A 24,449-nucleotide genomic window follows, 5' to 3' on the forward strand; every position below is an offset into this window, starting at 1 on the left:
CGCTTCAAAACGCCGCGTCGCGCACCAGGACCGTCACCGAGAACCGGCGGTGCCACTTCGCGCCCATGTGCTGATCCGCGGACCCGCCCCGGCTGACGGCGGCGTCCGCGCCATAAACCAGCGCCGCGATCTCAAGCAGGTCCAGCGCCCGATCGGGCAGATCGGCCACCAGCCGGGCACTGAGCCTACCGATGCTGAGCTTCATGGTGACAGGCGCGCCGTCGATCGTCAGGCGCAGCAGATCATCGCCGTCGCGCGCGCTCTCATGGGGCAGGCACACGACCTCATGCACCGGCGGCTCAGCGGCGGCGGCCAAGCTCTTGTCTCAACTTCTTGAAGGCATAGTCCGTGAACCGGTCGATGGCGGGCTGATCCAGCGCCTGCTTCTGCCACACGGTCTTGCCATACCATCCGCCGGCAAACTCCTCGACGATGCGCGACGCCTCGAACGTGTGCCGCGCCAGCGCCTGCTGGAAGGCGACGCGCTGGCTATCATCAGCGAAGCGGGCACCCTGGCCTGTATGGTTGGCCAACTCCCGGCTCAGATAATAATCAAGCGACCGCTGGGTCAGACGTGCAAAGAAATCCCGCGCCAACCCCGCAAAGCGATCACCCGAGGCAAAGCTGCCAAGCGCGGCGCGGATCTCCTGGGGCGTGGGCTCGAAGAGCGTGGGCAACCGGTCGCGCAGTTGAACCGATAACGACTCCAGAAAGGCGGATTTGGCCAACTCACCAGCATCGGACGACACGCCTGTCTCGAAGGTGTTGCGATCGATCGCTAGCTCCAGCCCTGCAAGCAGCCCCGTGACGGATCCCGGTGCGGTCTCGCCAACGCCCAGATCAGCCAGCGCCGCCTCGAAGCCAGGCGCGCGCGCCAGAAGCGGCAGGCGCACGAGTAAGGATGCAACGAACTGAAACCGGGGGTCTTGGCTGGCCTTCGAGAGGTCGCGCTCGGATGCCTTGGCCGCTGCCTCCGCGACAGCCTCCAGGGGCGCGTCCGAGCCGATCAGAGAAATGACCTCGCGCCACTTCCTGGACCGCGGCAACGTGCCCAGCCTTATATGGCCCATGGCATCCTCCCGTTAGGAAAGACGCTCGCCGATGCAGCCACCAAAATCAAAGGCCAAAACGACGCACAAAGCTTACCTGGCGCTTACCCGGCACTAGCACCCAGATCTGCATCTGTACGTAAGATATTGAAAACAGTGGTGAGCCGTGCAGGATTCGAACCTGCGACCCACTGATTAAAAGTCAGTTGCTCTACCAACTGAGCTAACGGCCCACTCTGGCGGCCCGTTTAGCCAGTGGGTTCAAGACGGTCAAGGGTGGAATCTCCACAAATCCGCAGCTTCTGGATTATGCCGCGGATCACGCGTATATGCCCGCCATGACCGATACCGCACCAGACGGCCTGCCCTTCTTCAAGATGCACGGGCTTGGCAACGACTTCGTCGTGATCGACGCGCGCGCCGCACCCCGGCCCGTGTCGGACCGTCTGGTCGCGGCCCTGGCCGACCGGCACCGGGGCGTCGGGTTCGACCAGTTGGCCGTGATCGCGCCCGCCCCCGAAGCGGACGCCCACCTGACCTTCTACAACGCCGACGGCTCGACCTCCGCGGCTTGCGGCAACGCCACCCGCTGCATCGCGCGGATGATCCTGGACGAGACCGGCGCGACAGCCCTGCGCCTGTCCACCGACCGGGGCCTGCTGCTGGCCGAGGACGCGGGCGACGGCCTCACCCGCGTCAACATGGGCCAGCCCCAGACGCTCTGGTCCGAGGTGCCCCTGGCCGAGGCGATGGACACGCTCGAACTGCCGATCGAAGGCACCCCCACCGCCACGGGCATGGGCAACCCCCATTGCACCTTCTTCGTCGCCGATGCCGAGGCGATCCCGCTGGACACCTTCGGACCGCGCTACGAACACCACCCGCTCTATCCCCAGCGCACCAATGTGCAGGTGGCCCAGATCGTCGGCCCCGACCATATCCGCATGCGCGTCTGGGAACGGGGCGTGGGCGTGACGCTGGCCTCGGGCTCGTCCTCCTGCGCCACCGGTGTCGCGGCTGCCCGGCGCGGGCTGACCGGGCGCAAGACGCGGATCGACCTTGATGGCGGCACGCTCTGGATCGACTGGCGCGAGGACGGGGTCTGGATGACCGGCCCGAACATGACCGTGTTCGAGGGCCGCCTGACACCGCAATTCCTGGCCGAGACCGCCCGATGACCGCCCCGCGTTTCACCACTTTGGGCTGCCGCCTCAATGCCTACGAGTCCGAAGCCATGCGCGAGATGGCCGAGGCCGCGGGCCTGTCGGACGCGCTGGTGGTCAACACCTGTGCGGTGACCGCCGAAGCCGTGCGCAAATCCCGGCAGGAGATCCGCCGCCTGCGCCGCGACAACCCCGACGCCCCGATCATTGTCACCGGCTGCGCCGCCCAGACCGAGCCCGAAACCTTCGCCGCCATGCCCGAGGTCACCCGCGTCCTCGGCAATACCGAGAAGATGCAGCCCGAGACCTGGGCGGCGCTGGTCCCCGACCTCATTGGCCGGACCGAGCGCGTGCAGGTCGACGACATCATGTCGGTGCGCGAGACCGCCGGGCATCTGATCGACGGGTTCGGCCGCCACCGCGCCTATGTGCAGGTCCAGAACGGCTGCGATCACCGCTGCACCTTCTGCATCATCCCCTACGGGCGCGGCAATTCCCGCTCCGTGCCAGCCGGCGTGGTGGTGGACCAGATCAAGCGGCTGGTGGACCGGGGCTTCAACGAGGTGGTGCTGACCGGCGTGGACCTGACAAGCTGGGGCGCGGACCTGCCCGGCACCCCGCGGCTGGGCGATCTGGTGATGCGCATCCTGCGCCTGGTGCCGGACCTGCCGCGCCTCAGGATCAGCTCCATCGACAGTATCGAGGCGGACGAGAACCTGATGCGCGCCATCGCGACCGAACCGCGCCTGATGCCCCATCTGCACCTGAGCCTGCAGGCCGGGGACGACCTGATCCTCAAACGGATGAAACGCCGCCACCTGCGCGACGACGCCATCGCCTTCTGCGAAGAGGCCCGCCGCCTGCGCCCCGAGATGACCTTCGGCGCCGACATCATCGCGGGCTTTCCGACCGAGACCGAGGCGATGTTCGAAAACTCGCTTCGGCTGGTCACCGACTGCGACCTGACCTGGCTGCACGTCTTTCCCTATTCACCGCGCAAGGGCACCCCCGCCGCCCGGATGCCCGCCGTCCCGGGTGCTGCGATCAAGGACCGCGCCGCCCGCCTGCGGGCCCTGGGCGCCACCCAGGTCGCGCGCCACCTGGCCGCACAACAGGGCCGAACCCACAAGATCCTGATCGAATCTCCCCGCCTGGGCCGGACAGAGCAGTTCACCGAGGTCGCCTTCGCCGAGGACCACCCCGAGGGCCAGATCGTCGAAGCCCGGATCACCGGCATCGCAGGACAGCGGCTGGCGGCCTGACCGGGCACCCTCTCGGAGCGTCCTTGAAACAGCATCAAGGTTACCCGCCGCGCCGCTCCGCGATCCTGCCTCCCTCGTTAACCGGCACGACGCGCCCGAGCCCTTCTTTTGTGCGAAAATACTCCGGGGGAGTCACCGCAGGTGACGGGGGCAGCGCCCCCGCAGGTCACGCAAGCCTCCCCTCCCCGCCGACGGCCTTAACCTTTGTAAACGCCGCCGCGCAGACCCCGCGAAATCCGCCGACAAATTTTTCCGGCGAATCCGGTTAGATCAAGGACTTCCAGAGATTTGTTTCGCGTGCGAAACATTCGTTTTTCTGCATGTGTTTACCCGCAGGTCCCAAATCCGCACCCGCATCTTCATCTTCATCTTTGCCCAAATACTCACGACCCCACACCCGCCAAAAATGACCCGTCAGACAAGATCGACTCCGGCCGCAACTCGCCCTATAACGTGAACAAAAAAAGAACATCTGGATTCATGTCACCGGCACGCCGTATCCTCGCCCTGTGGTTTCCCCGTCTCGGGGCCGAACGCGCCCTGCGCATCGCCCGCCTGATCGAACCGGGCCCGTTCGCCACGGTCGCCGAACAGGGGGCAGCCCAGGTGCTCGACAGCCTCTCGATCGCGGCCAGCGAGAGGGGGTTGCAGCCGGGCCAACCCCTGCGCGACGCCCAGGCGATCTGCCCCGCCCTGCTGACCCGCCCCGCCGACCCGCCGGGGGAGGCCGCGTTTCTCGCCGCCCTGCGCCGCTGGGCGGGCAAGGTCTCCCCCTGGGTGGCGGCGCAACCGGACAACACCCTGGTGATCGACCTGACCGGCTGCGCCCATCTCTTTGGCGGCGAGGCCGAGGTGATCGCGCTGATGGAACGGGACTGCGCCGATATGGGGCTGAGCGTGCGCGCCGGGCTCGCCGACAGCCTCGGCGGGGCCTGGGCGCTGGCCCATTACGCGGGCCGCCGCCTCGACCCGGTGCGCAGCGGCGACGCCATCGACCAGGAGGCGCGCGCGACCCGCTCCCGCGCGACCAAGCGGCGGCACTGGACCCGGGGCGGCACCGCCCCGCGCGCCGACCTCGCCCCGGCAGAAGTCGCTCGCATCGCGCCGCCCGGGCGCATCCGGCAGGCCCTGAACCCCCTGCCCGTGGCCGCCCTGCGGCTCGCACCGGAGACCGAGACCGGGCTGGCGCGGGTCGGATTGCGCCGGATCGAGGACCTGACCGGCCTGCCGCGCGCGGCCCTGGCCCGCCGCTTCGGGCTGCAGGTCGCCCGACGGCTCGACCAGGCCCTCGGGCTGGAGCCCGAGCCCGTCTCCCCCGCCGCGCCGGATGCGGTCTTTGCGGTGCGCCTGACCCTGCCCGATCCCATCGGGCTGATCGAGGACCTGACCGCAGGAATCGACCGGCTGCTGCCGCCCCTGGGGGACAAGCTGGCCGCGGCGGGGCGCGGGGCGCGGCGGCTGCGGCTGGAGCTGTTGCGCTGCGATCAGACCCGGCAGAGCTTCGATCTGGGCCTGGCGCACCCCTCGGCGGACCCGGCGCGGCTGCGCCCCCTGATCCTGCAGAAACTGGACGAGGCCGAGGCCGGGTTCGGCATCGACGTGATCCGGCTGGAGGCGGTGCAGACCGAGCCGGTCCAGGCCGCCCAGCATGCGGGGCACCTGGAAGCCACCCGCGCCGCCAAGGCCGGACGGACGCGCACGGCGCTGGACGACCTGCTCGGCACGCTGGGCGCCCGGATCGGGCTGGAGGCGATCACCCGCTGGCACCCCGCCGACAGCCATATCCCCGAAAAAGGCGCCACGGTGCTCTCGGCGGCCTGGTCCGCGGCCCATGACGGCGACTGGCCGGGCAGCGACCGGCCCCGGCCCCTGACCCTGTTTGCCCCCGAGCCCGTCCATGCCCCCCAGGACCCGACCCCGCCCGCCCGGTTCCGCTGGCGCGGCCAGACACTGGAGCTGGGCCGGGCCGAGGGGCCCGAACGGCTGGCCCCGGAATGGTGGCTGGACGATCCCAACTGGCGCAGCGGCGTGCGCGACTACTGGCGGGTGGAGACCGGCGACGGACGACGGCTGTGGCTGTTCTACGCCCATGGCGGCGCCCTGTCCGCGGGCTGGTTCTGCCAGGGGCAGTTCGCCTGACGGGCCCACACAGGGGCGCAAGCCAGCCTGCCGCCGCCGCGCGGGCAGGCCGACCGGCGGGATGGCGGTGCGGCGCAATGGCCGCAGGCACAGACGCACGCGGACCGCGGAACTCGCACAGAAAACGCCCCGCACGAAACGAGCGGGGCGTTTTCAATCGGAAAAGGGATCTCCCGGGACGGTGTGCTGGGTGGGGGCAATGAAGAACACCGGCCCGGGAGATCGGAGCGTTGCCGCTCTCGACCAGATCACTTTGCGCTGATCCCGTGGCGCTTGTGCGGGCACGGGCGGGCCGGGCCGGGGTGATTTCATGGCAATTCCGGGGCGGATGCGAAATCCGCGTCAGGCCTTGATCTGCGGCGGAATCAGGATCACCATCCCCCCATGGTGGTGCAAGATCCGATCCCGTTCCGCAAACCCCAGACGCCGGTGCCCGAACAGGTTGCGTTCGATCGCCGCGAGCTTGGGGTGATCCTGTCGCTTTACGGGCGCATGGTCGCCGCGGGGGAGTGGCGCGACTACGGCATTTCCTGCCTGCGGGACGTGGCGATCTTCGCGGTGTTCCGGCGCACGGCGGAGCATCCGCTCTACCGGATCGAGAAACGCCCCAAACTGGCGAACCGGCAGGGCATGTATGCCGTGATCGGTGCCGAGGGGCAGATCCTCAAGCGCGGGCACGACCTGCGCACGGTGCTGCGGGTGCTGGAGAAAAAGCTGATCCGCGCGGTGGACTGAGGCTCAGGCCCACTCCGGCAGGCGGCGGCGGTCGGTGATCGCGCCGAACTCATTCGCGGCGATCCGGGCGGCGGCCTCAGACAGCGGCTCTTGCGCCACGGCCATGTGATGGGCGTTGGCATGGATGAGGTCGGTCGCGCTGGCCATCATCCCCACATGGCCTTTCCAGAACACGAGGTCCCCGGCCTGCAGGGCGGCATCGGGGGGCAGCGGCGTGCCCAGCTCCGCCGCCTGCTGATCGCTGTCGCGCGGCGCAACAATGCCCGCAAGGCGGCAAGCCAGTTGCACGAGGCCCGAGCAGTCGATGCCCGTCCCGCTGTTCCCGCCCCAGAGATAGGGCGTGCCGCGCAGCCGACGGGCAGTTTCGGGCGGCGGCAGGCGTGTGGGCAGCGCGGCCGCGTGCTGGACCGGCAGGAAGCCGTGGGGCGTCTCGAGGAACCCGTCGGTCTGCCCGGTGACGGAATGCGCCGTGCCGAGGGAGACCGCGAACCGCGGCGGCGATTTGAAATCCGGCTCTGTGTAAAGATGGCTGCCGCGCGCGGTCGCCACATGGGTCGCGGCACGGGCAGGGCCAAGCGCGGCAGGATCCGCATAGCCCACATAACCGTCCCAGCCCGACTGGACGAAGGCCGCGCCCGCGCCCTCGGAAATCACGGTGACCGGCTCCCCCATCAGCAGGGTCTTGTCGATCGCGCCTCCGGGGCGGCGCAGCAGCGGGGTCTCGGGCCACACGACCTGCGCCGCCCTGCCGGGCGTGAACCGGGCCGCGGGCACCGCGCCGCGCAAGACCTCCAGCGCGGTGGTGCCGTCAAAGGGCGTCCGGCGCGGGTCGGGGCCCGTCACAGGCCCAGAAGCTCCGGCAGCGCCTCCAGCACCGCGCGGGCGCCCTGCCCCGCCCCGCCCTTGGGCCGGGCCGGCGCCGCACTGGGTTGCCAGCCGTAGATGTCGAAATGCAGGTAACGCGGTGCCTCCACGAACCGGCGCAGGAAGAGCGCCGCGGTGATCGAGCCTGCGAACCCGCCCGAGGGCGCGTTGTCGAGATCGGCGATGCCCGGTTCGATCATCTTCTCGTAAGGCGCGTGGAAGGGCATCTCCCAGACCGGATCGGCGGCACGGACCGCCCCGGCGCGCAGGGCCGCGGCATCCTCAGGCCGCGTGGCATAGAAGGGCGCGAGGTCCGGGCCGACCGCCACCCGCGCGGCCCCGGTCAGGGTGGCCATGGACAGGATCAGGTCCGGCGACTCCTCGTCCGCGAGCGCCAGGGCATCGGCGAGCACCAGCCGCCCCTCGGCATCGGTATTGTTGATCTCCACCGTCAGCCCCTTGCGCGACGGCAGGATGTCACCGGGGCGAAACGCGCCGCCTGCAACGCTGTTCTCCACCGCCGGGATCAGGACGCGCAGGCGCAGGCGCAGGCCCAGCGCCATGATCATCTGCGCCAGGCCCAGCACCGTGGCCGCGCCGCCCATGTCCTTCTTCATCAGGGCCATGGACACCCCCGGTTTCAGGTTCAGCCCGCCCGTGTCGAAACACACCCCCTTGCCCACCAGCGTCAGGGCCGGCCCCGCATCGCCCCAGCGCAGGTCGATCAGCCGTGGGCGCCGGTCGGAGGCATGGCCCACCGTGTGGATCAGCGGGAAGTTCTGCGCCAGCAGGTCCTGATCGCGGATCACGGTGATGTCCGCGGCGAAACGGCTGGCAAGGCTGCGCGCGGCGGCCTCCAACTCCTCCGGCCCCATGTCGTTGGCGGGCGTGTTGATCAGGTCGCGGGTCAGCGCCTCGCCCGCGGCACAGGCGATCAGGCGCGCGGCGTCGAGGCCCGGCGCCAGCTGCAATCGCGCGGGCGTGGCGGGCGTGCCCTTGTAGCGGGTAAACCCGTAGCCTGCGAGCAGCCAGCCGAGGCTCTGCTCGGCCAGCGCCGCGGGATCGTCGAGCCCGTGGAACGCATAGTCCCCCGCGGGCAGTGCGGTGGCGAGCGGGGCGAGCGCGAAGCGCTGTCGCGCGCGGCTCTCGGCGGTGCCGTAGCCTGCGAGCACGGCGACCGGCGCGCCCTCCGGGTCCGGCAGGATCACGTGACTGCCAAGCTTGCCGGTAAAGCCCTGCGCCTCGGCCCAGCGGCGCTGGGGGCCGGACAGGGATGCGAGGGCCGTGTCGGTCTCCCCTTCCGGCACGACGTGGATCGGGCGGGCGGGGACACCGGGGGGGGCGAAGGAGTAGAGCGGGTCTGACATGGACGGCCTGTGGGCTGGACCGGGATTACCGGCGGGGTGCGCGCAGGTTAGAGGCACCGCCTGCAGGTGCAAGGGGGCGCGCGCAGTCCGGGCAAGCCAGCCTGCCTCCGGCACGCGGGCGGGAGGGCGGCGGGATGGCACGCGCGGTTTGCCGGAAACCAGTATGCGCGGCGCCGGGGGGCGCCGGCGGCGACGTGGTGCCCGGCATGCGCAAATTGCGATCGTCTGCGTTGTAGATGCGGCCAGGCGTATGCCCCGCAAGGGGCACAAGCCAGCCTGCGACCGGCGCGCAGCGCAGGCAACCCGGCGGGATGGCAAGGCTGCGCGCAAACAACAGGCGCCGATCCCGAGGTCGGGTTTCGCCGCGCAACGGAACATCGCGCCGCCATGCCGCGCGCGCCGATCCTGTCGCGGCGGGCACCGGGCCTTCCGTCGATCTCGCCGCGACGCCGCAGCCCCGGACCTGCATCCGGAGCGCGCCCGTGCCATCCCGCCGGTGGCCAACACGCCTCAACGGGAGCAGGCTGGCTTGCCCTGCCCCGCGCCCGGGTCAGTTCAGCACTTCGGCCGACCCCCAGGCCTTGGGGCCGGGCATCGCACAGACCCGATCGAGCCGGGCGATCACCGGCGGCATGTCGTTGGCCTTGTGCCCACGGGCGCAGGCCGCCACCTGTCGCGCGGCATGTTCGCAGGATACGAACCCGATCGACCTCGCCAGTGCCATGATTTCCTGCGCCAGACCTTCGAGCCCGTCCCAGGTCCCGCGAGCGAACTCGATAGGCAGCAGGCCCACCCGGTCGCGGATGTCGGTCAGGGTTTCGGAGACGGTGCTTTGCGCGCCGATCTCGCCCAGGTCCACGAACAGCTCCACCACCCGGTCCTGGTCCAGCACCACCGGTTCGTGGGGCCGGAGCACGACCACGTTCGGCTCGCCACTCAGCTTGTGTTGTATTGATGCGGTTTGTCGGAGCATCTTACCCTCGTGTCTTGTCGTCCACCTCGGGCAGGACCATGGCCCCGACACTATGAACACTCCGTTGCCCCGCGCCAATTTACTCCATCGTTTTTTAGTGAAACCCGCGCTATAGGGGAGGCCCCGGATGACGAAACGAGGCGCCCATGACCCCGGCCAAGCCTTTGCCGTCGTACCTCGCCCAGCGCTACCATGGCTGGCGAGCGACGACCTATGATGAAAACAAGTTCTGGTACCGGCGCCTGGCCGAGGAAGGCCAGCGGCCCCGCGCCATGCTGATCGCCTGCTGCGACAGCCGGGTGCATGTCACCAACATCTTCGGCGCCGACAGCGGCGAGATGTTCATTCACCGCAACATCGCGAACCTCGTGCCGCCCTACGCGCCCTCGGGCGCGCATCACGGCACCTCGGCGGCCATCGAATACGCGGTCACCCAGCTGAAGGTGGCCCATGTGATCGTGATGGGCCATTCCGATTGCGGCGGGGTGCGCGGATGCCTGGACATGTGCGGCGGACATGCGGCGGAGCTGGAGGAAGAGACCAGTTTCATCGGCCGCTGGCTCGACATCCTGCGCCCTGGCTATGCCCGGATCGACACCGGACCGGAGAACAACAATCCAGCCCAGAGCCTCGAGAAAGAGGGGGTTCTGATCTCGCTGGAGAACCTGATGAGTTTTCCCTGCGTCCGTGCGGCGGTCGAGCGGGACGAACTGTCCCTGCACGGGTTGTGGAACGATATCGGCGATGGTCGGCTCTATGCCTTCCATGGCGACACCGAAGCCTTCGAGGCCGTTTAGGGTGGAATTGACACAAGGTCGCGTCTAGTGTGCCGCGGCGCAGCGACAGCGCGCATCGAGCAAGACGGGCAGGCTTCGGAGACCCATGGAAAACATTCTAGCGCTGGCAGCCGACAATCTCGGCTCGCCCATCATCCTGTCCTTTGCCCTCGGCCTGGCGGCGGCGTTTGCCCGGTCGGACCTGACCGTGCCCGAAGCGGTGGCCAAGGGGCTGTCGATCTACCTGCTTTTTGCAATCGGCTTCAAGGGCGGTGCGGCGGTGGCGGCCCACGGGCTCGACACCACGCTGGTGCTGGCCCTGCTGTCGGGCGGGGTGCTGTCCTTCGCGATTCCGTTCATCGCCTTCGGGCTCTTGCGGGTGATGACCAATCTCAGCACCCTCGATGCCGCCGCGGTGGCCGGGCATTACGGCTCGATCTCGATCGTGACCTTCGTGGCCGCGACCTCGGTGCTCAACAGCCAGGGGATCGCCTCGGAGGGGTACATGGTCGCCGTGGCCGCGGTGATGGAGGCGCCGGCGATCCTCGCCGCGCTGTTCCTGGTCAGCCGCACCGCCGGGGGCGGCGACCGGATGGACAGCGAGTTGTGGCGCGAGATCCTGCTGAACGGGTCGATCGTGCTGTTGGTGGGGGCGTTCGCGATCGGCTGGATCACCGGCGAAGAGGGGCTCGCCTCGATCTCCAGCTTCATCGTGGCGCCGTTCCAGGGGGTTTTGTGCCTGTTTTTGCTGGATATGGGGCTGGTGGCCGGGCGGGGTCTGCGCCAAGCGCGCGGGGTGATGACCGCGCCGGTCTTTGCCTTCGGGGTGGTGATGCCGCTGGTCGGCGGCACGCTGGGTCTCGCGGCGGGGCTTCTGCTGGGCCTGTCGACGGGGGGCGTGGTGCTGTTCACGACCCTGGCTGCCTCGGCCTCCTATATCGCGGTGCCGGCGGCGATGCGGGTGGCGCTGCCGGAGGCGAACCCGTCGATCTACCTGACCCTGTCACTGGGGGTGACCTTCCCCTTCAACCTGACACTTGGAATCCCGATCTACGTCGCCGTGGCATCGGTCCTGACATAAGGATAGGCGCATGGAAACGCACAAGGCCAAACGGGTCGCCATCATCATCGAAGCACCCATGGAGCGGCGCTTGACCGACGCGCTGACCGGGGCGGGGGTGACCGGCTTCTCGATCCTGCCGGTGCTGGGCGGGTCGGGTCGGTCGGGCCTCTGGAGCCGGGAGGGACAGGTGGGGCGCGCGGGCGGCATGATCCAGGTCGTCTGCATCATCCGGCCGGATCGTCTGGACACGCTGCTGGATGCGGCCTTCAAGGTGGTGGAGCGTCATATCGGCGTCGTCACCGTGAGCGACTGCGAAGTGCTGCGGGCGGAGCGGTTCTGAGCCGGTGAGAAACCCTTAACCAATACGTGACAGGGTGCGGTATGGCCGACACCCGCATCGAAATCCGACTGCCCGACCCGCTGCGCACAGCCGCCGAAACGGTCGCGTCCGCGGAAGACATCTCGCTGGGGCAATTGATCCGTGACGCGTTGCGCGCGGAAATTGCGCGGCGAAACCGAAAACACGCGAAGACGCCCACAAGGGCGGATGAGCGGCTCCTCGCACCCTTGCGGGTGCTCCTCGCCAATGACCTTGCCGAAGCGCGGGGATGGGAAGAGCTGCAAAACCGGCTTCGGGCGAAGGGATACAGCTTGCAGGAAGCCGGGGGCGGACTGGCCCTGCACAGCTGGCCCGACGGCGCGCGCCAGTGCAAAGGCTCCGATCTGGGCTACAGCTATGCAACCCTGATGCGCCGTTTCGGCCAGCCCTTCCCGAGCCACAGCCACCGGTGGCCGGCCGAGCGGGTGATGAGGCGTGCCGAGCAGGACATGCCATCCGCGCGCCCGGGGCGCTGATCCGGATCAACCCTTCTTCAGGACCCGGTTTCCGAGGGTTTCGGCGATCTGCACCGCGTTCAGGGCCGCGCCCTTGCGCAGGTTGTCGGACACGCACCACAGGTTTATGCCATTGTCGATCGTGCTGTCCTGGCGGATGCGGCTGATGAAGGTTGCGAAGTCGCCGACGCATTCCACCGGGGTGACGTAGCCGCCGTCTTCGCGCTTGTCGACGACCATGATGCCCGGCGCTTCGCGGAGGATGTCGCGGACCTCGTCTTCGTCGATGAACTCTTCGAACTCGATATTGATCGCCTCGGAATGGCCCACGAAAACAGGTACGCGGACGCAGGTTGCCGTGACCTTGATCGCCGGGTCGACGATCTTCTTGGTCTCGGCGACCATCTTCCATTCTTCCTTGGTGGAGCCGTCCTCCAGGAACACGTCGATATGGGGGATGACGTTGAAGGCGATCTGCTTGGGGTAGACCGACGGCGCCTTTTCCTGGCCGGGGACGTACATGCCCTTGGTCTGGTCCCAAAGCTCGTCGATCGCCTCCTTGCCGGTACCGGAGACGGACTGGTAAGTGCTTACAACAACACGTTTAATCCGGGCGCGGTCGTGCAGCGGCTTGAGGGCGACGACCATCTGCGCGGTGGAGCAGTTGGGGTTCGCGATGATGTATTTGTTCTTGTAATCCTCGACCGCCTCGGGGTTCACCTCGGGCACCACCAGCGGGATCTGCGGGTCGTAGCGATAGAGCGAGGAGTTGTCGATCACCACGCATTTCGCTGCGGCCGCCCTGGGGGCGTATTCCTTGGTCGCGGTGGAGCCCACGGCGAAGAACGCGATGTCCCAGCCGGTGAAGTCGAACGTGTCGAGATCCTTTGTTTTCAAGGTCTTGTCGCCAAAGCTCACCTCGGTGCCCAGGGATTTGCGAGACGCCAGAACGGCGATCTCGTCCACCGGGAACTGGCGCTCGGCCAGGATGTTCAGCATTTCGCGGCCCACGTTTCCCGTGGCCCCGACGACGACGACTTTGTAGCCCATTTTCGGGTCTCCTTTGGGGTTCGAAGCGCTCTCTATCGCAAGCCTCTGCGCGGCGAAAGGGGGGCGTGGTCGCAGGGCGCGCGCAGCCCCTGCCGGGCCCGTCCGGCACCGGTCGGATCGCCGTCGGACATCTGTCGGGCAAGTGTCGGGCAAGTGTCGGGCACATTGTCTGACAATCCTGCCGCAGCGCAGCAGGCCGCCCGGCGCGCGGGCGGGGTCAGGGCCGGGAGAGCAGGTCGCGGTAGACGGCGATCAGGGCCTCGGCCTCGCGGCTGAGGGAGAACTCCGCCTCCATCTTCGCGCGGGCCTTCGCACCCTCGGCGGCGAGATCGCGGTCCAGCATCTCGTCGGTGGCGGCGGTGAGCGCAGCAAGGTCGTCGTGGGGCACGAGCAAGCCGATCTCGGGCGGGTCGAGTTGTTCGGAGAACGCGCCCACATCCGCGGCGACCACGGGCACGGCGCAGGCCATCGCCTCCAGCGGGGTGAGGCCGAAGCCTTCCCACCGCTGCGGCGCGACATAGAGGTCGAGCGCCTGGTACCAGGCGGCGACCTGGTCCGGGGGCACCTCGTCGGGGAAATGGATGCGGTCGGACAATCCGGCGGCGGCGATGCGCGATTGAAGGCCCGCAAGGAACTCCTTGTGCGCCTCGGTGGCACGGCCGAGCACGATGGCCTGGGCGCCGGGACGGTCGGGCAGAAGGCGCAGCATGGCATCGACGAAGAGATCGGTGCCCTTCTGCGCTCGGATCCGCCCGATACAGCCGATCAGCGTGGCCTTCGGATCGAGGCCGAGGCGGGCGCGCAGGGCGGGCTTGTCGGCGGGCGGGGTGAAGTCGTCGAGGTCGATCCCGTGCAGGATCACCGTGGCGGGCCGGTCGAGATAGGCCGCGGATTTCCGCGACACCGCGACGACCCCGTCCATCTGCCGGATCAGCCACTTGGTATAGGCCGAATGCTGCCGCTGGGAGGCGGTGGTGAAGAGCAGCCGCAGCTTGCGGCGGAACACGTGACGCAGCACCAGCCCCAGCAGCATCTCGGTATTGCGGCGCGCGTGCCAGACCCGCCAGCGGTCCCGCGGCAGGGTGACGAGCGCCGAGAGCGGGATATGGGGGACATGGTCGGGCAGGCCCGGCCCGGTCGCGGCGATGGCGATCTGGCGCGCCTGCAGCGGCACCAGCCGGATGATCGTGGAGGTCACGCCCGAGAGCCGCTGCTTGAGGTTGGGCGCGATGACATCGAGGTCGCGGGGGGACGGGCGCGTGGACATGAGGTCGTCTAGGACAGGGCGGGCGCCATTGCAATCGGCCAGGCGCACACCCGGGCTGCACAGCAATGCGGCAAGGCGCACAGAAGGACAGCGCCCGATTTCGAGGCATGTGCGGGAACTTTCCCCGCCCGAGGCGCGTTCACCTAGCCATTGCAGTGGGGGCTGAAATCGCTAGCGTGGAATTCATGAAGATAAAGCAGCCCTTTGACGAGATGACGGGCATGGGGGACGGCGCGATCCGGTCCCCGTATGCAGATTTTGACACCTGGTTCAGCGGCGAGGACCCCGCCCGCCTGCGCAAGAAGGCCCGCGAAGCCGAAGACGTTTTCCGGCTGACGGGGATCACCTTCAACGTCTATGGGCGCGAAGAGGCGGCCGAACGGCTCATTCCCTTCGACATCGTGCCGCGCATCATCTCGGCCCGGGAATGGACCCGGCTGGCCAAGGGGATCGAGCAGCGGGTGCGCGCGATCAACGCCTTTCTGCACGACATCTATCACCGGCAGGAGATCATCCGCGCGGGCCGCATACCCGCCGAGATGATCGCCAATAACGAGGCGTTCCTGCCCCAGATGATCGGCATGACGCCGCCGGGCAATGTCTATACCCATATCGTCGGCATCGACCTGGTGCGCACCGGCGAGGACGAGTTCTACGTGCTGGAGGACAATGCGCGTACGCCTTCGGGGGTCTCCTACATGCTGGAGAACCGGGAGACGATGCTGCAGATGTTCCCGGAGCTGTTCGCGCGCAACCGGGTGCGGTCGGTCAGCGAGTACCCGCAAAACCTGCGCCGGTCGTTGAGCGACTGTTTCCCGCCGGCCTGTACCGGCAAGCCGGTGGTGGGGGTTCTGACCCCGGGGATCCACAACTCGGCCTATTACGAGCATGCGTTTCTCGCCGACAAGATGGGCGCGGCACTGGTGGAGGGGCATGACCTGAAGGTGGTGGACGGGCGCGTGGCGATGCGGACCACCCGCGGCTTCACCCCGATCGACGTGCTCTACCGGCGGGTGGATGACGATTTCCTCGACCCGATGAATTTCAGGCCCGAGAGCCTGCTGGGCGTGCCGGGTATCATGGATGTCTACCGCGCGGGCGGGATCACCATCGCCAACGCCCCGGGCACCGGGATCGCGGACGACAAGGCGATCTATTCCTACATGCCGGAGATCGTCGAGTTCTATACCGGCGAGCAGGCGATCCTGAAGAACGTGCCGACCCATCGCTGCAACGACCCCGACACGCTGGCCTATGTTCTGGACAATCTGGCCGACTTGGTGGTCAAGGAGGTGCATGGCTCGGGCGGCTACGGGATGCTGGTGGGGCCTGCGGCCTCGAAAAAGGAGATCGCCGCCTTCCGCGAGAAGCTGATCGCCAAGCCCGACAGCTATATCGCCCAGCCGACGCTGAGCCTGAGCACGGTGCCGATTTTCGCGCGTTCGGGGCTGGCGCCGCGGCATGTGGATTTGCGGCCCTTCGTGCTGGTCTCGCCAAAGAAGATCCATATCACGCCCGGCGGGCTGACGCGGGTGGCGTTGCAGAAGGGGTCGCTGGTGGTCAATTCGAGCCAGGGAGGCGGCACCAAGGACACCTGGGTGCTGGAGGAGTAGGGTCATGCTGGGCAAGACAGCCGGGGGCCTGTTCTGGATGTTTCGGTATCTGGAGCGGTCGGAAAACATCGCGCGGCTCGTGGATGCCGGGCAGCGGATCGCGCTGACCCGCTCGGACGCGGCGGCGAGCGAGTGGGGCTCGATCCTGGCGACGGCGGGGGCGCGCGATGCCTATTTGCAGAAATACGATGCGTTCGAGGGCGCGAACGCGGTGGATTTCCTGCTTCGCGACAAGGACAACCCGTCCAGCGTGATGTCGGTGATCTCGTCGGCGCGGGACAATGCACGGCTGGTGCGGACCGCGCTGACCCGGGAGGTCTGGGAGGCGGTGAACGAATGCTACCTGACCTTGAAAAAGCTGCTTGCGCGGAAGATATCGGAGCGCGATCTGCCGGACGTTCTGGGCATCATCCGGCAGCGCAGCGTCTATGTGCGCGGCGCGCTGCACGGCACGATGATGCGCAACGACATCTACGATTTCGCCCGGATCGGGACCTTCCTGGAGCGGGCGGACAACACCGCGCGGATCCTCGACGTGAAGTATTACGTGCTGCTGCCTTCGGCGAATTTCGTGGGCAGTTCGCTCGACAACGTGCAGTGGGAGACGATCCTGCGCTCGGTCTCGGGCGAAGGGGCGTTTCGGCACAATTACGGCTCCGACAGCACGCCGGCGGATATTGCCGAGTTCCTGATCCTGGATCGCCGGATGCCGCGATCGCTGGCGTTCTGCTATTCCAAGATCTCGGCCAACCTGGGCTACCTGGAGGCGGATTACGGGGACCGGCACCCCTGCCACGATACGGCCGACGCGGTGAATGCGCGGATCCGGGCGAGTACGGTGGACCTGATCTTCGAGGGGGGCTTGCACGAGTTCATCCAGGATTTCCTGCGGTTCAACGCCATGCTCGGTCAGCAGATCGAGCAGGATTACAGGTTTTACGGATAGGCGCATGATACTGAAGATCACCCACAGGACGACCTACAGCTACGACACGCCCATCCCTTACGGGTTGCAGCAGGTGCGTCTGACGCCGAAGTCGCGCGATACCCAGAAGGTGCTGAACTGGACCATGAGCTTCGAGGGCGCCCAGCCCCAGGTGAGCTACGAGGACGAGCACAAGAACGAGACCAACCTGATCAGCTTCGATCCCGGGGTCACCGGGGTGACGATCCATTGCGAGGGCGAGGTCGATGTGACCGACACCAGCGGCGTGACCGGCAAGCATTCGGGGTTCATGCCGTTGTGGATGTTTTTGCGGACCACGCCGCTGACCAAGGCCGGGCCGGGGCTGCGCAAGCTGATGCGGGAGTTCGACGCGGGAGGCACGCCGCTGGATCAGTTGCACGGGTTGATGGCCCATATCGCGGGCGCGGTGGCGTATGCCCCGGGCGAGACCCATGTGGGCACCACGGTCGAGGAGGCGGTCGCCGCGGGCAAGGGGGTGTGCCAGGACCACACCCATATCTTCATCACCGCGGCGCGCGCGCTCGGGGTGCCGGCGCGGTATGTCTCGGGCTATCTGATGATGGAGGACCGGGTGGAGCAGGACGCCACCCATGCCTGGGCCGAGGCCCATGTGGACGGGATCGGCTGGATCGGGTTCGACGTGTCGAACGCGATCTGCCCGGATGCACGCTATGTCCGGGTGGCGACGGGGCTGGATTACACCGATGCCGCCCCGGTCTCGGGGATGCGGTTCGGGGACGGGGCCGAGCGGCTGGACGTGACCTTGCAGGTGCAGTCCCAGGGCGCGCAGACGCAATCCCAGAGCCAGGGCCAGGCATAACCCCCCCGGCAGTGCCACACCCCAATGCGGCACGTGCCCCAACGGGCATCATGGCGGATGACAGCGCCTGCAATCCTCTGTATGCGGAAGCGTTGGCCGTTGGCCGGGGCGCGAGTCCCTGCCCCCGGCGGGGCTTTGATGGCGCTGCCGGAGCATGGCAGCCGGGAACGTGAAATGACTTATTGTGTGGGGCTGAAAATGGCCCGCGGCATGGTGTTCATGTCGGATACGCGCACCAATGCGGGCGTCGACAACATCTCGACCTTCCGCAAGATGGCAAGCTGGGAGCAGCCGGGCGAGCGGGTCATCACCCTGATGACCGCGGGCAACCTGGCCACGACCCAGTCGGTGGTCAGCCTGCTGGAGGAGCGGATGAAGGCCCCGGGGGAACGCAGCCCCTCGGTCTTCGAGGCGCCGTCGATGTTCCAGGTGGCGCGGATGGTCGGTGCGACCCTGCGCGAGGTGATCCAGTCGAACGCCAATACCGGCGCGCGGGCCGACAGCACGTTCAACGCGACGCTGCTTCTGGGTGGGCAGGTCAAGGGCAGCGCGCCGCGGCTGTTCATGATCTATCCGGAGGGGAATTTCATTGAGGCCTCGGACGACACGCCGTTCTTCCAGATCGGGGAGACGAAATACGGCCGGCCCATCCTGGTGCGCGCCTTCGATCCGGAGATGAGTTTCGAGGACGCGATCAAGCTCTTGCTGGTGAGTTTCGATTCGACCATCAAGGCGAACCTGTCGGTGGATCTGCCGCTGGACGTGCAGGTGATCGAGACCGATGCGCTGCGTCTGGGCTATGCCGCCCGGATCACCGCCGATGACAGCTATTTCCAGACGATTTCCAGCGGCTGGGGCGAGGCCTTGAAGATGGCTTTCGACAGCCTGCCGAAATTCCGCATGGACGACAGCCGGGAGACCTGAGCCGCGCCGGGGCGGCCCCGACCGCCGCGTGTGCGGTGGCGGGTCGGCCCGGGGCGCGGGCCGGGGAAGATCCCCGGCCTACCGGTCGCGACGGGCGCGGGGCTAGATCGCACCCGGGTCTTGCGGTTGCGGCGCCACGCCTGCGCGCCGGAGTGCCTGGGCGAGATGCTCGAAACTGTCGGCGGCGGTGCCGGTCTCGACCCGCGCGAGGAAGCCCTCGAGCTCCCGGTGCGCGGTGATGGCCGCGTCGATCTCCGCGTCGCTGCCCTGGGTGTAGAGGCCGGACTGGATCATCAGGCGGGAGCGTTCATAGATGCCCATGGTCCGGCGGGCGAGTTGCAGAAGCTCGTTTTCCGCGGCGCTGGCGGCGTCGGGCAGGCTGCGGGAGACCGATTGCAGCACGTCGACCGCGGGGAAGCGGCCCCGCTCGGCGATCTCGCGCGACAGGACCACGTGACCGTCGAGCACCCCGCGCAGGATGTCGGCCACCGGTTCGTCCATGTCCGAGCCGGCCACCAGGACGCTGAAGATGCCGGTGATGTCGCCCTTGCCCTCGGGCCCCGGGCCGGCGCGTTCGGCCAGGTCCATGATCATCTGGCCCGTCGACGGGGGAAAGCCGCGCATCGAGGGCGCCTCGCCCGCGGTCAGCGCGACCTCGCGATGGGCTTCGGCAAAGCGCGTGACGCTGTCGGTCAGGAACAGGACATGGCCGCCGAGGTCGCGGAAATATTCGGCGATGGACATGGCCAGCCAGGCCGCGCGGCGTTTCAGGAGCGGCGCCTGATCGGAGGTGGCGGCCACGACGATGGCGCGCTTCATCCCGTCCGCGCCGAGGGTGCGGTCGACGAATTCGCGCACCTCGCGCCCACGTTCGCCGATCAGGGCGACCACGGCGATGTCGGCCTGCACGGAACGGGTGAGCTTGCCCAGCAGGGTGGATTTGCCCACCCCGGAGCCCGCGAAAAGGCCCAGACGCTGGCCGCGCACCAAGGGCAGGAAGGTGTTGAAGACCGCCGTGCCGGTTTCCAGCCGGTGGCCCAGGGGTTTGCGGGTGATGGCCGAGGGCGGTGTGCCGCGCAGGGGATAGGCGGTCGGGCCGGGGGCGGGAATGGTGCCGTCATGGCAGCGGCCGAACGGGTCGATCACCTTGCCGATCCAGTCCTCGGACGGCCGCACCTCGGACCGGCCCTGGAAATAGGCGCGGTCGCGGAGCGCGAATCCTTCGAGCCGGGCCTCCGGCAGAACCTCGATATGGGAGCCGGAGAGGGTGACGACCTCCCCGCCCACTTCGGCCCCGGTGGCGCCGGTGAGCACCACGCGGTCCCCCAGCCGGGCATGGCGGTTGAGGCCGGTCACCTCGACCACCGCTTCGCTCAGGGCCGAGACATGCCCGGAGATGCGATGGAACGAGGCGCCTTCGATCTGCGCGGCGAGGCTTGAGAAGTCAGGGGTCATCGTCGGCCTTTCTGGTCCGTTGGATGTTCACTTACTGTTTCTAAAGGAATCGGGGTTAAGCGTTGGTTGAAACCATCGTGGGAGAAGCCCCGATATGAAAAATTTGACGATTCTCAATACCGCGAGTGCCATGGTCGCCCATGCCAACGAGCGGCACGGCGTGATCGCCCGGAATATCGCCCATGCGGATACGCCCGGGTACCGCACGCAGGATCTGAAGGATTTCACCGACAGCTACCGTGAGATGACCTCCTCCGGGCTGCGGGCCACGCGCGACGACCATGCCTTCGGTGCCCATCGCGGGCTCGACCTGTCGGTGCAGACGGTGCTGGATACCCCCGTGGCACCCAATGGCAACTCGGTCTCCCTTGAACACGAGATGATCCGCATGGCGGAGAACCGGCACCAGCACGAGCTGGCCCTGTCGGTCTACAAGACCTCCATGAGCATCCTGCGCACGAGCCTGGGGAGGTGACGGGCGATGGGTGATCTACTCAAATCCATGACCGTGTCGGCCAGCGGGCTGATGGCCCAGGCCCAGCGGCTCAACGTGGTCTCGCAGAACATCGCGAATGTGGACACGCCCGGCTATCAGCGCAAGCAGGCCGAGTTCCAGCAGATGTTCGACACATTCGACGGCACCGACGGTGTCGCGGTGCTGCGGGTCTCGCTCGACGACTCGGCGCTGAAGCGGATCTACGACCCGTCCCATCCGCTGGCGGACCCCACTGGGTATTACGAAGGATCGAACGTGAGCACGATGGTGGAGGTCGCTGACGCCCGGGAAGCCCAGCGCAGCTACGAAGCGAACCTGCGCAGCTTCGACAATGCCCGGCAGATGTCGCGCTCCCTGCTCGAACTACTCAAACGCTAAGATCGGAGTTTAGAATGGATATCCGTTCCAGCACGGCGGCACAGCTCTACACACGTTCCAAGGAGCTGACCGCGCCGAAACACGAAGGGCCCGACATTGCCGGTGCGGCGCGGAGCTTTGCCGAAACGCTCCAGAACGGCGAGGCCGTCACGCAAGCGGCGATGACCGGCGGGGCGGATCCCCATGCCCTGGTCGAGGCACTAGCCCAGACCGAGCTGGCCGTGGAGACCGCGGTGACCGTGCGCAACAAGGTGGTCGAGGCCTACCAGGAAATCCTGAGGATGCCGGTCTGATGACGGAGATCATCTTCTTCGACACCCTGCGGCAGGGGCTTTGGGTATCGGTCCTGATGTCGGCGCCGATCCTGACCGTGGCGCTGGTGGCGGGGGTGATCGTGGGTCTGTTCCAGGCCCTGACCTCGGTGCAGGAGATGACATTGACCTTCGTGCCCAAGGCGGCGCTGATGCTGGCGGTGTTCTGGGTGAGCATGAGCTTCATGACCGAAACCCTCACGGACTTCTTCCAGGCGGAAATCCTGCCGACGATCGAGAGGTTCTGACCCGCCATGGACGCCACACAATACACCGCCCTGTCCCGCCAGAACGCGCTGAAACGCGAGATGACGGTGATCGCCAACAATATCGCCAACATCTCGACCACAGGCTACCGGGCCGAGGGGCTGGTGTTCTCGGAATACGTGCAGGCCACGGGCCATGGGCAGGCGTCGATCTCGATGACCGACAGTGGCGCGAAGATCACCAATTACAGCCAGGGCATGCTGCGCCAGACCGGCGGATCCTTCGACATGGCGATCGAGGGGGACGGGTTTTTCCAGGTCGCGGCCCCCGAGGGGGTACGGCTGACCCGGGCCGGGGCGTTCGAGCCCGATGCCAACGGGTTGCTGGTCACGCCGGATGGCTACCAGCTGCTCGATGCCGGGGGGGCGCCAGTGTTCATTCCGCCCGATGCCCGCAGCATCGCGGTGGCCGCCGACGGCACCCTGAGCGCCGATGGCCGGCCGTTGACCAATATCGGGCTGGTCGTGCCCGAGGACCCGCTGCTGATGGAGCGCGCACCCGGTGCGTCCTTCATCCCCAATGGCGGGGTTTTGCCGGCGGAGAATGCCAGCGTGCACCAGGGCTTCATCGAAGGCTCCAACGTCAACCCCATCGTGGAGGTGGCGCGCATGATCGAGGTTCAGCGCCGCTACGAATCCGCGAAGTCCTTCATCGATAAGGAAGATGACCGGATCAAGACCGTCATCCAGACCCTTGGCCGCTAACCGGCCGGAAAGAGAGGCAGAATGCGTGCTCTGACAATCGCCGCCACGGGCATGAGCGCCCAGCAGATGCGGGTCGAGGTGATCTCGAACAACCTCGCGAACATGAACACCACCGGCTACAACGCGCGCCGGGCGGAGTTCGCCGACCTGCATTACCAGCAGGTGAAGGCGCCGGGAACGATCAATGCCTCCGACGGGACCGCCCTGCCCACGGGGGTCCAGCTGGGTCTCGGGGTGCGGGCGGCCGCGGTCACCGTGGAGCTGAGCCAGGGCTCGCTGTCGCAGACCGGGGGCGACCTGGACCTGGCGATCGAGGGCAAGGGGTATCTGGAGGTCACGTTGCCCTCCGGGGCCTCGGCCTATACCCGAGACGGGTCGCTCAAACGCTCGGCCGAGGGGCTGATCGTGACCTCGGACGGCTATCCGGTGGTGCCGGAGATCGTCATTCCCGAGGGCACCATGCGGATCTCCGTGGATGCGGAGGGCGAGGTCTATGCCTATTTCCGCGACACGGTCGAGCCGGAGCTTCTGGGGCAGTTTTCGCTGGCCGGGTTCACCAATGCCAAGGGACTGGAGGCCATCGGGAGCAACCTGTTCATGGAATCCAACGCCTCCGGCCCGCCGCTGATCGGGGTGCCGGGCGAGGATGGGCTGGGCACCTTCCGGCAGGGGTACCTCGAGGCCTCCTCGGTGGATGCGGTGCGCGAGGTGACCGAGCTGATCGAGGCGCAGCGCGGATACGAGTTGAATTCCAAGGTGATGACCGCCGCCGACCAGATGATGGGGGCGACGTCGCAGATCCGATGACCCGTTGGCTGATTCTCTCCCTCGCTGTCCTGATGGGCGTGCCGGCCGCCGCAGAGACCCTGGTGGCCGCGCGGACCATCCGGGCCCAGGCCATCCTGACGGCGGAGGACCTGAACCTGACCCCGGGCAGCACGCCGGGGGCGCTGAGCCGTCCCGAAGAGGCGATCGGGCTGGAGAGTCGCGTGATCCTTTATGCCGGGCGCCCGATCCTGGCCGACCAGGTCGGTCCCCCGGCCCTGGTGGAGCGCAACGAGCTCGTCTCGCTGGTCTACGCCACGCCCTTCATGCGGATCGCGACCGAGGGGCGGGCCCTGGGGCGCGCGGGGCTCGGAGAGTCCCTGCGGGTGCTGAACATTTCCTCCAAGACCACTGTCCGCGCCCGGGTCACCGGGCCCGGCCAAGCCATTGTCGAAACCCCCTGAGCGGAGTGACCCATGCGCATTTTTGTTCCTTTCGTCGCCTGTCTTGTCGTGCTGAGCGCGTGCGGGCGGATCGCAGATGTGGGTCAGGCCCCTGACTTCACGGCGTCGTCCTCGGGCAGCGAATACCAGGCCATGATCTCGGCCCCGATTGCCAGTGACCGGACGATCGACCGGGCCCCGGAGCGCGCCTCGCTCTGGAGCGGGACGCGCAACTCGCTGCTGGGGGACCGGCGGGCGGGTCAGAACGGCGATATCCTGACCGTGGTGATCGAGATCGACGATCGTGCCGAGATTTCCAACAGTTCCGAACGCTCGCGCTCGGGCAGCGAAACCCTGGCCATCGACGATTTCTTCGGCCTGCCCCAGCGGATCGATCCCCGGTTGCCCGAGGGGGCGAGCCTGGGATCGGCGGTCGGGGTTTCGTCGAACGGGTCATCCTCCGGCGACGGGTCGGTCTCGCGGCGCGAGAAACTGACCTTGCGGGTCGCGGCCACGGTCGTCGGCGTGATGCCGAACGGGGTGTTCGAGATCCAGGGCACCCAGGAGGTGCGCGTCAATTTCGAACTGCGCGAGCTGATCGTGACCGGGTTCGTGCGGCCCGAGGACATCTCGCGGCAGAACGAGATCACCTATGACAAGATCGCCTCGGCGCGGATCTCTTATGCCGGACGCGGTCAGATCACGGACGTTCAGCAGCCGCGCTACGGCCAGCAGATCGCCGACATCATTCTGCCGTTCTGAGG

At 67.7% G+C, this 24,449-nt stretch carries 28 protein-coding genes and 1 tRNA gene; 20 read left to right on the forward strand and 9 right to left on the reverse strand.

Annotated features, from left to right (window positions below):
• Positions 1-4: 4 nt before the first annotated feature.
• From DSHI_RS22825 to DSHI_RS16355, 3 genes are all read right to left on the reverse strand, one after another.
• Positions 5-316, reverse strand: a complete 312-nt coding sequence (locus DSHI_RS22825; RefSeq protein ID WP_083768401.1) for a hypothetical protein — start codon at positions 314-316, stop codon at positions 5-7.
• Complete coding sequence (locus DSHI_RS16350) at positions 300-1,070, reverse strand: hypothetical protein (protein ID WP_012179887.1); 771 nt, start codon at positions 1,068-1,070, stop codon at positions 300-302. Before DSHI_RS16350 ends, DSHI_RS22825 begins: the two co-directional genes overlap by 17 nt.
• 136 nt (positions 1,071-1,206) lie before the next feature.
• Positions 1,207-1,282, reverse strand: a tRNA-Lys gene (locus DSHI_RS16355).
• Positions 1,283-1,378: 96 nt separating this feature from the next.
• Here DSHI_RS16355 and dapF point away from each other — a divergent pair.
• From dapF to DSHI_RS16375, 4 genes are all read left to right on the forward strand, one after another.
• A complete protein-coding gene (dapF, locus tag DSHI_RS16360; RefSeq protein WP_012179888.1) occupies positions 1,379-2,227 on the forward strand; it encodes a diaminopimelate epimerase in 849 nt (282 codons plus the stop codon).
• Entirely contained in the window at positions 2,224-3,474 is a 1,251-nt protein-coding gene (gene mtaB, locus DSHI_RS16365) for a tRNA (N(6)-L-threonylcarbamoyladenosine(37)-C(2))-methylthiotransferase MtaB (RefSeq protein ID WP_012179889.1), read from the forward strand. The genes dapF and mtaB overlap by 4 nt, the downstream gene beginning before the upstream one ends.
• Positions 3,475-3,954: 480 nt before the next feature.
• Complete coding sequence (locus DSHI_RS16370; RefSeq protein ID WP_012179891.1) at positions 3,955-5,613, forward strand: Y-family DNA polymerase; 1,659 nt, start codon at positions 3,955-3,957, stop codon at positions 5,611-5,613.
• Between the two features lie 384 nt (positions 5,614-5,997).
• Entirely contained in the window at positions 5,998-6,348 is a 351-nt protein-coding gene (locus DSHI_RS16375) for a DUF2794 domain-containing protein (protein ID WP_012179892.1), read from the forward strand.
• Between the two features lie 3 nt (positions 6,349-6,351).
• Here DSHI_RS16375 and DSHI_RS16380 read toward each other — a convergent pair whose 3' ends face one another.
• The 3 genes from DSHI_RS16380 to DSHI_RS16390 all read right to left on the reverse strand — a co-directional run bounded on the left by DSHI_RS16380 (position 6,352) and on the right by DSHI_RS16390 (position 9,552).
• Positions 6,352-7,191, reverse strand: coding sequence for a C40 family peptidase (locus tag DSHI_RS16380; RefSeq protein ID WP_012179893.1), 840 nt, complete (start codon positions 7,189-7,191; stop codon positions 6,352-6,354).
• Positions 7,188-8,579, reverse strand: coding sequence for a leucyl aminopeptidase family protein (locus tag DSHI_RS16385; protein WP_012179894.1), 1,392 nt, complete (start codon positions 8,577-8,579; stop codon positions 7,188-7,190). Before DSHI_RS16385 ends, DSHI_RS16380 begins: the two co-directional genes overlap by 4 nt.
• Before the next feature lie 550 nt (positions 8,580-9,129).
• Positions 9,130-9,552 (reverse strand): hypothetical protein, encoded by a 423-nt coding sequence (locus tag DSHI_RS16390; RefSeq protein ID WP_012179895.1) that lies wholly within the window; start codon positions 9,550-9,552, stop codon positions 9,130-9,132.
• Positions 9,553-9,698: 146 nt separating this feature from the next.
• Here DSHI_RS16390 and DSHI_RS16395 point away from each other — a divergent pair, with 146 nt between their 5' ends.
• The 4 genes from DSHI_RS16395 (at position 9,699) to DSHI_RS16410 (ending at position 12,246) form a co-directional block, all read left to right on the forward strand.
• Positions 9,699-10,349, forward strand: a complete 651-nt coding sequence (locus DSHI_RS16395; RefSeq protein WP_012179896.1) for a carbonic anhydrase — start codon at positions 9,699-9,701, stop codon at positions 10,347-10,349.
• Between the two features lie 85 nt (positions 10,350-10,434).
• Positions 10,435-11,409 carry a sodium-dependent bicarbonate transport family permease gene (locus DSHI_RS16400; protein WP_012179897.1) on the forward strand — a complete coding sequence of 325 codons (975 nt, stop codon included), beginning with the start codon at positions 10,435-10,437 and terminating at the stop codon, positions 11,407-11,409.
• 10 nt (positions 11,410-11,419) lie between these two features.
• On the forward strand, positions 11,420-11,731 hold the full coding sequence (locus DSHI_RS16405) for a P-II family nitrogen regulator (protein WP_012179898.1): 312 nt from the start codon (positions 11,420-11,422) through the stop codon (positions 11,729-11,731).
• Positions 11,732-11,772: 41 nt separating this feature from the next.
• Positions 11,773-12,246, forward strand: coding sequence for a relaxase family protein (locus DSHI_RS16410; RefSeq protein ID WP_012179899.1), 474 nt, complete (start codon positions 11,773-11,775; stop codon positions 12,244-12,246).
• Positions 12,247-12,252: 6 nt separating this feature from the next.
• Here the strand turns inward: DSHI_RS16410 and DSHI_RS16415 are convergent, their stop codons facing one another.
• Together DSHI_RS16415 and DSHI_RS16420 are read right to left on the reverse strand one after the other, a co-directional pair.
• Entirely contained in the window at positions 12,253-13,275 is a 1,023-nt protein-coding gene (locus DSHI_RS16415) for an aspartate-semialdehyde dehydrogenase (protein WP_012179900.1), read from the reverse strand.
• 217 nt (positions 13,276-13,492) lie between these two features.
• Positions 13,493-14,542 (reverse strand): glycosyltransferase family 4 protein, encoded by a 1,050-nt coding sequence (locus tag DSHI_RS16420; RefSeq protein WP_012179901.1) that lies wholly within the window; start codon positions 14,540-14,542, stop codon positions 13,493-13,495.
• A gap of 185 nt (positions 14,543-14,727) precedes the next feature.
• On the opposite strand from DSHI_RS16420, the gene DSHI_RS16425 reads away from it, so the two are divergent.
• From DSHI_RS16425 to DSHI_RS16440, 4 genes are all read left to right on the forward strand, one after another.
• Entirely contained in the window at positions 14,728-16,155 is a 1,428-nt protein-coding gene (locus tag DSHI_RS16425) for a circularly permuted type 2 ATP-grasp protein (protein ID WP_012179902.1), read from the forward strand.
• A 4-nt stretch (positions 16,156-16,159) separates the two neighbouring features.
• On the forward strand, positions 16,160-17,101 hold the full coding sequence (locus tag DSHI_RS16430; protein ID WP_012179903.1) for an alpha-E domain-containing protein: 942 nt from the start codon (positions 16,160-16,162) through the stop codon (positions 17,099-17,101).
• Positions 17,102-17,105: 4 nt separating this feature from the next.
• Complete coding sequence (locus DSHI_RS16435; protein ID WP_012179904.1) at positions 17,106-17,942, forward strand: transglutaminase family protein; 837 nt, start codon at positions 17,106-17,108, stop codon at positions 17,940-17,942.
• A 174-nt stretch (positions 17,943-18,116) separates the two neighbouring features.
• The gene (locus tag DSHI_RS16440; RefSeq protein ID WP_044028077.1) at positions 18,117-18,866 is read left to right on the forward strand and encodes a proteasome-type protease; all 750 of its coding nucleotides are present in this window, start codon (positions 18,117-18,119) and stop codon (positions 18,864-18,866) included.
• 102 nt (positions 18,867-18,968) lie between these two features.
• Here DSHI_RS16440 and DSHI_RS16445 read toward each other — a convergent pair whose 3' ends face one another.
• Positions 18,969-20,321 carry a FliI/YscN family ATPase gene (locus tag DSHI_RS16445; protein WP_012179906.1) on the reverse strand — a complete coding sequence of 451 codons (1,353 nt, stop codon included), beginning with the start codon at positions 20,319-20,321 and terminating at the stop codon, positions 18,969-18,971.
• 94 nt (positions 20,322-20,415) lie between these two features.
• On the opposite strand from DSHI_RS16445, the gene DSHI_RS16450 reads away from it, so the two are divergent.
• Genes DSHI_RS16450 through flgH form a run of 8 tightly spaced genes read left to right on the forward strand, consistent with a single transcriptional unit; the run spans position 20,416 to position 24,447 of the window.
• On the forward strand, positions 20,416-20,796 hold the full coding sequence (locus tag DSHI_RS16450) for a FlgB family protein (RefSeq protein WP_012179907.1): 381 nt from the start codon (positions 20,416-20,418) through the stop codon (positions 20,794-20,796).
• 6 nt (positions 20,797-20,802) lie between these two features.
• Entirely contained in the window at positions 20,803-21,195 is a 393-nt protein-coding gene (gene flgC / locus DSHI_RS16455; RefSeq protein ID WP_012179908.1) for a flagellar basal body rod protein FlgC, read from the forward strand.
• Positions 21,196-21,209: 14 nt separating this feature from the next.
• Positions 21,210-21,488, forward strand: coding sequence for a flagellar hook-basal body complex protein FliE (fliE, locus tag DSHI_RS16460; RefSeq protein ID WP_012179909.1), 279 nt, complete (start codon positions 21,210-21,212; stop codon positions 21,486-21,488).
• On the forward strand, positions 21,488-21,754 hold the full coding sequence (locus tag DSHI_RS16465; protein WP_012179910.1) for a flagellar biosynthetic protein FliQ: 267 nt from the start codon (positions 21,488-21,490) through the stop codon (positions 21,752-21,754). Before fliE ends, DSHI_RS16465 begins: the two co-directional genes overlap by 1 nt.
• 6 nt (positions 21,755-21,760) lie before the next feature.
• Positions 21,761-22,477 carry a flagellar hook-basal body complex protein gene (locus DSHI_RS16470; protein WP_012179911.1) on the forward strand — a complete coding sequence of 239 codons (717 nt, stop codon included), beginning with the start codon at positions 21,761-21,763 and terminating at the stop codon, positions 22,475-22,477.
• A 21-nt stretch (positions 22,478-22,498) separates the two neighbouring features.
• Positions 22,499-23,284, forward strand: a complete 786-nt coding sequence (gene flgG / locus DSHI_RS16475; protein ID WP_012179912.1) for a flagellar basal-body rod protein FlgG — start codon at positions 22,499-22,501, stop codon at positions 23,282-23,284.
• On the forward strand, positions 23,281-23,706 hold the full coding sequence (flgA, locus tag DSHI_RS16480) for a flagellar basal body P-ring formation chaperone FlgA (RefSeq protein WP_012179913.1): 426 nt from the start codon (positions 23,281-23,283) through the stop codon (positions 23,704-23,706). Before flgG ends, flgA begins: the two co-directional genes overlap by 4 nt.
• A 12-nt stretch (positions 23,707-23,718) precedes the next feature.
• Positions 23,719-24,447 (forward strand): flagellar basal body L-ring protein FlgH, encoded by a 729-nt coding sequence (flgH, locus tag DSHI_RS16485; RefSeq protein WP_012179914.1) that lies wholly within the window; start codon positions 23,719-23,721, stop codon positions 24,445-24,447.
• Positions 24,448-24,449: the final 2 nt, after the last annotated feature.

The sequence above is a fragment of the Dinoroseobacter shibae DFL 12 = DSM 16493 genome, assembly GCF_000018145.1.
GTDB lineage: Bacteria > Pseudomonadota > Alphaproteobacteria > Rhodobacterales > Rhodobacteraceae > Dinoroseobacter > Dinoroseobacter shibae.